Annotated in this window: 6 protein-coding genes; 3 read left to right on the forward strand and 3 right to left on the reverse strand. The window is 71.3% G+C overall.

Annotated elements, in window-relative coordinates; all coding sequences use genetic code 11:
* Positions 1–133: 133 nt before the first annotated feature.
* The 3 genes from groL to D0D15_RS34850 all read right to left on the reverse strand — a co-directional run bounded on the left by groL (position 134) and on the right by D0D15_RS34850 (position 3,732).
* On the reverse strand, positions 134–1,750 hold the full coding sequence (groL, locus tag D0D15_RS34835; protein WP_094003958.1) for a chaperonin GroEL: 1,617 nt from the start codon (positions 1,748–1,750) through the stop codon (positions 134–136).
* A gap of 77 nt (positions 1,751–1,827) precedes the next feature.
* Positions 1,828–2,121, reverse strand: coding sequence for a co-chaperone GroES (groES, locus tag D0D15_RS34840; RefSeq protein WP_026153773.1), 294 nt, complete (start codon positions 2,119–2,121; stop codon positions 1,828–1,830).
* Positions 2,122–2,877: 756 nt separating this feature from the next.
* Complete coding sequence (locus tag D0D15_RS34850) at positions 2,878–3,732, reverse strand: NADP-dependent oxidoreductase (RefSeq protein WP_094003957.1); 855 nt, start codon at positions 3,730–3,732, stop codon at positions 2,878–2,880.
* A 67-nt stretch (positions 3,733–3,799) separates the two neighbouring features.
* Here D0D15_RS34850 and D0D15_RS34855 point away from each other — a divergent pair, with 67 nt between their 5' ends.
* The 3 genes from D0D15_RS34855 to D0D15_RS34865 all read left to right on the forward strand — a co-directional run bounded on the left by D0D15_RS34855 (position 3,800) and on the right by D0D15_RS34865 (position 7,806).
* Positions 3,800–4,183 (forward strand): winged helix-turn-helix transcriptional regulator, encoded by a 384-nt coding sequence (locus D0D15_RS34855; protein WP_094003956.1) that lies wholly within the window; start codon positions 3,800–3,802, stop codon positions 4,181–4,183.
* Positions 4,184–4,281: 98 nt separating this feature from the next.
* Complete coding sequence (locus D0D15_RS34860) at positions 4,282–5,841, forward strand: alkaline phosphatase D family protein (RefSeq protein WP_115945069.1); 1,560 nt, start codon at positions 4,282–4,284, stop codon at positions 5,839–5,841.
* A gap of 72 nt (positions 5,842–5,913) precedes the next feature.
* Positions 5,914–7,806, forward strand: coding sequence for an N-acetylmuramoyl-L-alanine amidase (locus D0D15_RS34865; protein ID WP_094003954.1), 1,893 nt, complete (start codon positions 5,914–5,916; stop codon positions 7,804–7,806).
* Positions 7,807–8,057 lie beyond the last annotated feature (251 nt).

Genomic DNA, 8,057 nt, shown 5'->3' on the forward strand with positions numbered 1-8,057 from the left:
CCCCCGAGCCACCCCTCTCCCGCAACCCGATCCCCAGCCAAATCGGTTGCGTTGCCGGGTGGCGGTTTGTGTGTGTGGGGGGGCAGAAAAGAAGAAGGGCCCCCGCTTGTGGCGGGGGCCCTCTCGTTCTTCGTCAGTGCGCGTGGCCGTGGCCGTGGCCGGTGTTCTCGGGCTCCTCGACCGGCTTGTCCACCACGGTGCTCTCCGTGGTGAGGACGAGACGGGCGATGGAGGCCGCGTTCGCGACCGCGGAGCGGGTCACCTTGACCGGGTCGACGATGCCGGCCTGCAGCAGGTCGGTGATCTCGCCGGTCGCGGCGTTGAAGCCGTAGCCCCAGCCCTGCTCCTGCACCTTGGACACGATGACCGGGCCCTCGTAGCCGGCGTTCGCCGCGATCCAGTTCAGCGGCGCGGTCAGGGCGTCCCGCACGATGCGGACACCCGTGGCCTCGTCGCCGGTCAGGCCGAGGTCGCCCTCGAGCTCCTTGACCGCGTGCACGATCGCCGAGCCGCCGCCGGGCACGATGCCCTCCTCGACGGCCGCCTTGGTCGACGCCACGGCGTCCTCGATGCGGTGCTTGCGCTCGTTCAGCTCGGTCTCGGTGGCCGCGCCGACCTTGATCACCGCGACGCCACCGCCGAGCTTGGCCAGCCGCTCCTGCAGCTTCTCGCGGTCCCAGTCGGAGTCGGTGGTCTCGATCTCCTTGCGGATCTGCGCGATGCGGGCCTCGATGTCGGCCTTGGTGCCGGCACCGTCGACGATCGTCGTGTTGTCCTTGGTGATCTCGATGCGCCGGGCGGTGCCCAGCGAGTCGAGGCCGATCTCGGACAGCTTGAGGCCGACCTCCGAGGAGATGACCTGCGCGCCGGTGACGACGGCCAGGTCGTCCAGGAACGCCTTGCGGCGGTCACCGAAGAACGGGGCCTTCACCGCGACCGCGACGAGGGTCTTGCGCAGGGCGTTGACCACCAGGGTGGACAGCGCCTCGCCCTCGACGTCCTCGGCGATGATCAGCAGCGGCTTCTTCGACTCGGCGACCTTCTCCAGAACCGGGAGCAGGTCGGCCAGCGCCGAGATCTTCTCGCGGTGCAGCAGCACGTAGGCGTTCTCCAGGATCGCCCGCTGCTCCTCCGGGTCGGTCGCGAAGTGCGCCGACAGGTAGCCCTTGTCGAACTGCACACCTTCGGTGATCTCGAGTTCGGTGGCCAGCGTGGAGGACTCCTCCACGGTGATCACACCGTCCTCGCCGACCCGCTCCACGGCCTCGCCGAGCAGGGCGCCGATGGTGGCGTCACGCGAGGTGACCGTGCCGACCTGGGCGATGTTGTCGCGGCCCTTGACCGGGGTGGCCCTGGACTTGAGCACCTCGATGACCTTCTCCGCGGCCGCCTCGATGCCCTTGCCGAGCGCAGCCGGGTTGGCGCCGGCGGCCACGTTGCGGAGGCCGACCTTCACCAGAGACTGCGCCAGCACGGTGGCCGTGGTGGTGCCGTCGCCGGCGACGTCGTTGGTCTTGGTGGCCACGTTCTTGGCCAGCTGGGCACCGAGGTTCTCGAACGGGTCCTCCAGGTCGATCTCCCGCGCGACGGTGACGCCGTCGAGGGTGATCGTGGGGCCGCCGAACTTCTTGTCGAGCACGACGTGGCGACCACGCGGGCCGAGGGTGACCTTGACCGCGTCGGCGAGCTTGTTGACGCCGCGCTCGAGGGCTCGACGAGCGTCCTCGTCGAAGTTGATCTGCTTGGGCATGGAAGTCCTCTCAGACAGCAGAACGCCCCGTCCCCGGCTTTCCAGCGGGGCCCGGGGCGTTCACCGCAGCGCCTGTGTCAGTTGACGACAGCCAGCACGTCGCGAGCGGACAGGATCAGGTAGTCCTCACCGTTGTACTTGACCTCGGTGCCGCCGTACTTGGAGTAGATGACGACGTCGCCGACGTTGACGTCGACGGGGATGCGGTTCCCCTTGTCGTCGACGCGGCCCGGGCCCACGGCCAGAACCTTGCCCTCCTGGGGCTTCTCCTTGGCGGTGTCGGGGATGACGAGGCCGGACGCGGTCGTCTCCTCGGCCTCGCTCGTCTGGACAACGATCTTGTCCTCGAGCGGTTTGATGTTCACGCTCACCGGGTTGACCTCCACGGGTCGTCGAAAGCGTTGGCAGGTACTTACTTGGTTTCGGCGCCTACCACCCCCGCCGTCGCGGGTGCCGGGGCGTGTGCGGTGCCTTCGATTAGCACTCTAGCCACGGGAGTGCTAGCCGCGCAAGGAGGGTCCCCCGGTGCTGCCCGAACGGGATGCCAAGCGGCCTGACCGGCGGCTTTGTTCCGCGCTGGTTCCGCGACGGCTTGACGGCCGGTCGGTCAGCAACGCGTCCTTGCATCGACGTCTTGCGGCGTGCCCGGCCGCTGGGCCTTCCGCCGAACCTCGTCCGGTCGGTGCTGGCGGGACGGCCCCACTGCCCGACGTCGCGGAGCGGGCGGGGCACACCGTGACCATGCTCGCGAAGGTCTACGTACGGGACCCCTGACATCGCGAACCGGCGGATCGAGGGCTTCCTCGACGGCGGCCGCGCAAGGAGGGCCCCCCGGTGTGGGTCGCACCCCTTGTCACGACGGGGTGTCGTTCGGATCGATGGCACCGGCACGCATCGTCACGTAGCGATACCAGCATCTCACTCGTTGGGCGGTGTTGGCCGTGCCCGCGCCTCCCTACCTTGGGAAACGGCCCGGACACGACTGGAAGGATTGGTGTTCCCATGGGTGGTTGCAGCTGTTGCAGCTCGTGCAGTGGCCCCGGTTGCGGTTGCTGCGGAGGCTGCTAGCACCGGCCTTGACCTGAACGGCCCCGGGACCCCGACGGCGTGGTCCCGGGGCCGTTCGTTCACACCGTCAGCACGATCTTCCCGCGCACCCGGCCGCTCTCGCTCAGCTCGTGGGCCTTCGCGGCGTCCTCCAGGGGCAGTACCTGCGAGACGTGGACCCGCACGCCGTCCACCGCGCGCGCCAGAGCCGCCCCGGACGGCTGCACGTGGAACCGGCGGTAGCGCGGGTCCTCCGTCGCGTCGTTGCCCTGCGCGTCGATCAGCACGCCGTCCGGCCTCAGCACCCTGAGCGAGCGCGCCCCGTAGTCGCCACCGACCAGGTCGCACACCACGTCCACGTCCGACACGGCGGACGTGAAGTCCGCCACCGTGTGGTCGATCAACTCGTCCGCGCCCAGCTCGCGCAGGAACTCGTGGTTCGCCGATCGCGCGGTGCCGATCACGTACGCGCCGCGTGCCTTCGCCACCTGCACCGCGACGTGCCCGACCCCGCCGGCCGCCGCGTGGATCAGCACCCGCTGCCCCGGCCGCACGTCGTCCAGCGCCTGCGCCGCCGTCAGCACCGCGGTCGGTGAAGCGGCCGCCGTGACGTGGTCCAGCCCCGCCGGCTTGGGCGCCAACGCCGACGAGGGCACCGCCACGTACTCGGCGTACGCACCCCACTGCGACATCACCAGCCCGAACACCTCCTCCCCCGTCTCCTCGACCACGCCGGAGAAGTCCAGCCCGAGCCGGAACGGCGGCACGAGCCCCACCCCGTCGACGAGCCCGCGGCGCAGCTTCCAGTCCGCCGGGTTGACCCCCACCGCGTGCACCCGCACCAGCACCTCGCCCGCCCCCGGCACCGGCCGCGGCGCGTCCACCAGTTCGAGCACTTCCGGGCCACCCAGGGCCCGCACATCGACAGCTCTCATGCCGAAGATCGTCGACCCGGGCGGTATCCGTTGTGAAGAAGGCACCTTCCTGATATCCAGGTACCTCATGGATACCGTCCAGTCCTACCTGACCGCCTGCCCGGCCCGCACCGTGCTCGACGCGCTCGCCAACAAGTGGAGCCTGCTGGTCCTCAGCTCGCTGCGCCGCCACGACGGCCCGATGCGGTTCAACGAGCTGCGCCGCCTGCTCGAGGGCATCACCCAGAAATCGCTCACCCAGACCCTGCGCACCCTGGAGCGCGACGGCCTGGTCGACCGGGCCGTCTACCCGACCGTGCCGCCGCGCGTCGAGTACTCCCTGACCGGCCTCGGCACGCAGGTCGGCGACATGTTCAACGTCCTGGGCGAGTGGGCCGAGGAGCACGTCGGCGAGATCCTCGCCGCGCGGGAGGCCTTCGACAGCAGGCCGGCACCGGAACCGGTCCGCTGAGGGAAATTCACTTTCCAGCCACCTGATCACCTTCGTCCCGTTCGCCCCGGAGATGCACCGTCGATGGGCCCCACTGGTTCCCACCACGAGGAGTGCACGTGCCGGACACCCCGAAACTCAACCGCCGCAAGGTCCTGATCGGCGGCGCCGCGGCGGTCGCGCTGAGCGCCGGAATCACCCGCGCCTCCGCCTCGCCCGGAGCGGGCACCGGGCCCGTCGGCGACGTCTTCAACCTCGGCGTCGCCTCCGGCGATCCGCTGCCGGACGGCGTCGTCCTGTGGACCCGGCTGGCCGCCGACTCGCTCGCCGAGGACGGCCTCGGCGGCATGCCGAACCGGGCCCTGCCCGTGCAGTGGCAGATCGCCCGCGACGAGCGCTTCACCCGCATCGTCCACTCCGGACAGACGTGGGCCGCGCCCGAGGCGGCGCACAGCGTGCACGTCGAGGCGGACGGCCTGGAGCCGGGCACCGAGTACTACTACCGGTTCCGCGTCGGCGGCGAGATCTCCCCGGCCGGCATCACCCGCACCGCGCCCGCGCCGTGGCAGCTGTCCCCGCTGACCATGTGCTTCGCGTCGTGCTCGCACTACGGCGAGGGCTACTTCACCGCCTACCGCCGCCTCGCCGAGGACCACCCGGACCTCATCCTGCACCTGGGCGACTACCAGTACGAGTACGCGGCCAAGGCCACCGACGTGCGCACGGTCGTCGGCCCGGAGACCGTCACGCTCGCCGACTACCGCCTGCGCCACGCCCAGTACAAGACCGACCCCGACCTCCAGCTCGCGCACGCCACCGCGCCGTGGCTGGTGGTGTGGGACGACCACGAGACCGAGAACAACTGGGCCGACGAGGTGCCCGAAGCCTCGTCGCAGACGCCCGGCGCGTCGTTCCTGGACCGCCGCAAGGTCGCCTTCCAGGCCTACTACGAGAACATGCCGCTGCGCCGCAACGCCCGGCCGCGGGGCATCGACATGCAGCTCTACCGGCGGATCCACTGGGGGCAGCTGGCCACCTTCCACATGCTCGACACCCGGCAGTACCGCGACGACCAGGCCTGCGGCGACGGCGTCAAGGTCAGCTGCGACGAGCGCCTGAACCCCAACCGCACTATCACCGGCGCGGCGCAGGAGAAGTGGCTGATCGACGGGTTCCGGCAGAGCAGGGCGCGGTGGGACGTGCTGGGCCAGCAGGTGGTGTTCTCCGAGATCGACTTCACCGCCGGCTCGCAGCTCGGCTACAACATGGACGCCTGGGACGGCTACAAGGCCAACCGGGACCGCATCGCCGCGGCGATGGGCGACTCGCGGGTGCGCAACGGTGTCGTGCTCACCGGGGACGTGCACCGGCACTGGGCGTCGGAGGTCAAGCAGACCTACGGGCAGCCGGACTCGAAGGGCGTGGGCGTCGAGCTGATCACGACGTCGATCACCAGCGGCCGGGACGGCAACGACGACCCGTTCCAGTCGGTGCTGGACGAGAACCCGCACGTCAAGTTCCACAAGAACCGGCGCGGCTACATCCGCACCCGCTTCACCGCGAACGAGCTGCGGGCCGACTACCGGATCCTGCCCTACGTCAGCCGGCCGGGCGCGGCCGCCGAGACCGCGGCCAGTTTCGTGGTGACCGACCGGGACCCGAGCCTGCACCGGGTCTGAGACGGAAGTTGGTTCCCTCCTCCCCTTGACGGTGTGTAGTTTTCTGACTGCACCTGTTCCGGGGAGGCCGCAATGACGTCGTTCACCCGCCGCAACGCCCTGCGCGCGATCGCTGCCGGCACCGCCGGTGTGGCCGTGGTGGCCGCGCCCGGCGCGTCCGCGGCCACGACCGGAGCGCGGCAGCGCGCGTTCGCGGCCGCGGCGGCGGAGTTCGGCGTCCCGGAGTCCGTGCTGCTCGGCGTGTCGTACCTGAAGTCCCGCTGGGACTCCCACGGCGGCGCGCCGAGCACCGGCGCCGGGTTCGGCCCGCTGCACCTGACGGACCTGCGGGCCGTCGCGGCCGGCGGGAGCCACCACGACCAGGGCGAGGACCCACGGGGCGACGCGGCGCGCGGGGAGCTGCGGCCGCACACGTCGGCAGCGCTGCAGACCGTCGACCTCGCCGCCGAGCTGACCGGCGTGGACGCCGCGACGCTGCGGACGGACCCGGTGCAGAACATCCGCGGTGGCGCCGCGGTGCTGGCCCACTACCAGCGCGAGCTCGGCGCGCGGGCGGACGATCCGGCCGGCTGGTACGGCGCGGTCGCCCGCTACAGCGGCGCGTCGGACACCGGGACCGCGACGTTCTTCGCCGACGAGGTCTTCGCGACCATCGCCGCCGGGGCGAGCCGGACCACCGACGACGGGCAGGCGGTCACGTTGCCCGCGACGCCGGTGTCACCGCGACGCGAGCAGGTCCGCGCGCTCGGGTTGTCCACCGTCGCGGAGGGCGCGGCCGAGGCGCCGCCCGGGCTGCCCGTCGAGTGGATCCCGGCGCCCTACCAGGACCTCGGCAACGGCGACTACGGCAACCACGACAAGGCCGAGCGGCCGAACTCGCAGCGGATCACGCACATCGTCATCCACGACACGGAGTGCACCTACGACACGGCGATCGGGCTCGTGCAGGACCCGGCGTACCTGGCGTGGCACTACACGCTGCGCTCGACCGACGGGCACGTCGCCCAGCACGTGCTGACCAAGGACGTGGGCTGGCACGCCGGGAACTGGTACTTCAACGCGAAGTCGATCGGCGTCGAGCACGAGGGGTTCGCGGCGCAGGGCACCTGGTACACCGAGGCGATGTACCGGACCTCGGCGAAGCTGGTGCGCTACCTGGCCGGGAAGTACCGGATCCCGCTGGACCGCGAGCACGTCATCGGTCACGACAACGTGCCGGGGACGACCGCGGACAAGGTCGCCGGCATGCACTGGGACCCGGCGCCGTACTGGGACTGGGCGCACTACTTCGACCTGCTCGGCGCGCCGCTGAACCCGCGGCCGGTGCGGCAGCCGACGGGCATGGTCATGGTCAAGCCGGACTTCGCGTCGAACCCGACCGGGTACACGGGGTGCGCGGCGCCGGGCGCCGCGTGCCCCGCGCGCGGTTCGTCGGCGCTGTTCCTGCGGGTGGAGCCGCGCGACGACGCTCCCCTGCTCGCGGACATCGGCCTGCACCCGGACGGCGGGCCGTCCACCGTGGCGATCTCCGACGTGGGCAGCCGCGTGTCGGCCGGGCAGCGGTACGCGGTGGCGGAAATCCGGGGCGACTGGACGGCCGTGTGGTACCTCGGGCAGAAGGGGTGGCTGCGCTCGTCCGGGGTGGTGCCGGTGCTGGGGCAGGTGGTGACGCCGCGGCCGGGGCGGTCGTCGGTGCCGGTGTACGGGCGCGCGTACCCGGAGGCTTCCGCGTACCCGGAGGGGCTCACGCCGCAGGAAGTCGTGCCGCTGCAGTACACGCTGCCCGCGGGCCAGAAGTACACCGCCGGCCCGACCCTGCCCGCGGAGTACTACTCGGCGACGACCTTCGACCCGGCGGAACACGTGGTGGTCCGCGGGAGGACGAAGTACGTGCAGATCCAGTTCGGGCACCGGGTGGGCTTCGTGAAGCTCGACGACGTGGTGGTGTCGCGCACGCGCCCCTGACCCGCAGCCCGCGCGAGTCCCACGCTCCCGCGCGCGAGTCCCACGTTCGTGCGCGCGAGTCCCACGCTCCCGCGCGCGAGTTCCACGCTCACGCGCGCGCTTTCCACGCTCGTGCGCGCGTGTTCTAAGCCGGCCGGGTGTGCACCGGCTCGTTGGTGCATGTGCTCCCGGTACTCGCCGACCAGGGTGCGCAGCGTGTCGAACCGGTCCAGGCCGGTCGTGTCGAACAAGCGGTGGAACCGTCGTTGCTG

Source organism: Amycolatopsis thermalba (assembly GCF_003385215.1).
Classification (GTDB): Bacteria; Actinomycetota; Actinomycetes; order Mycobacteriales; family Pseudonocardiaceae; genus Amycolatopsis_E; species Amycolatopsis_E thermalba.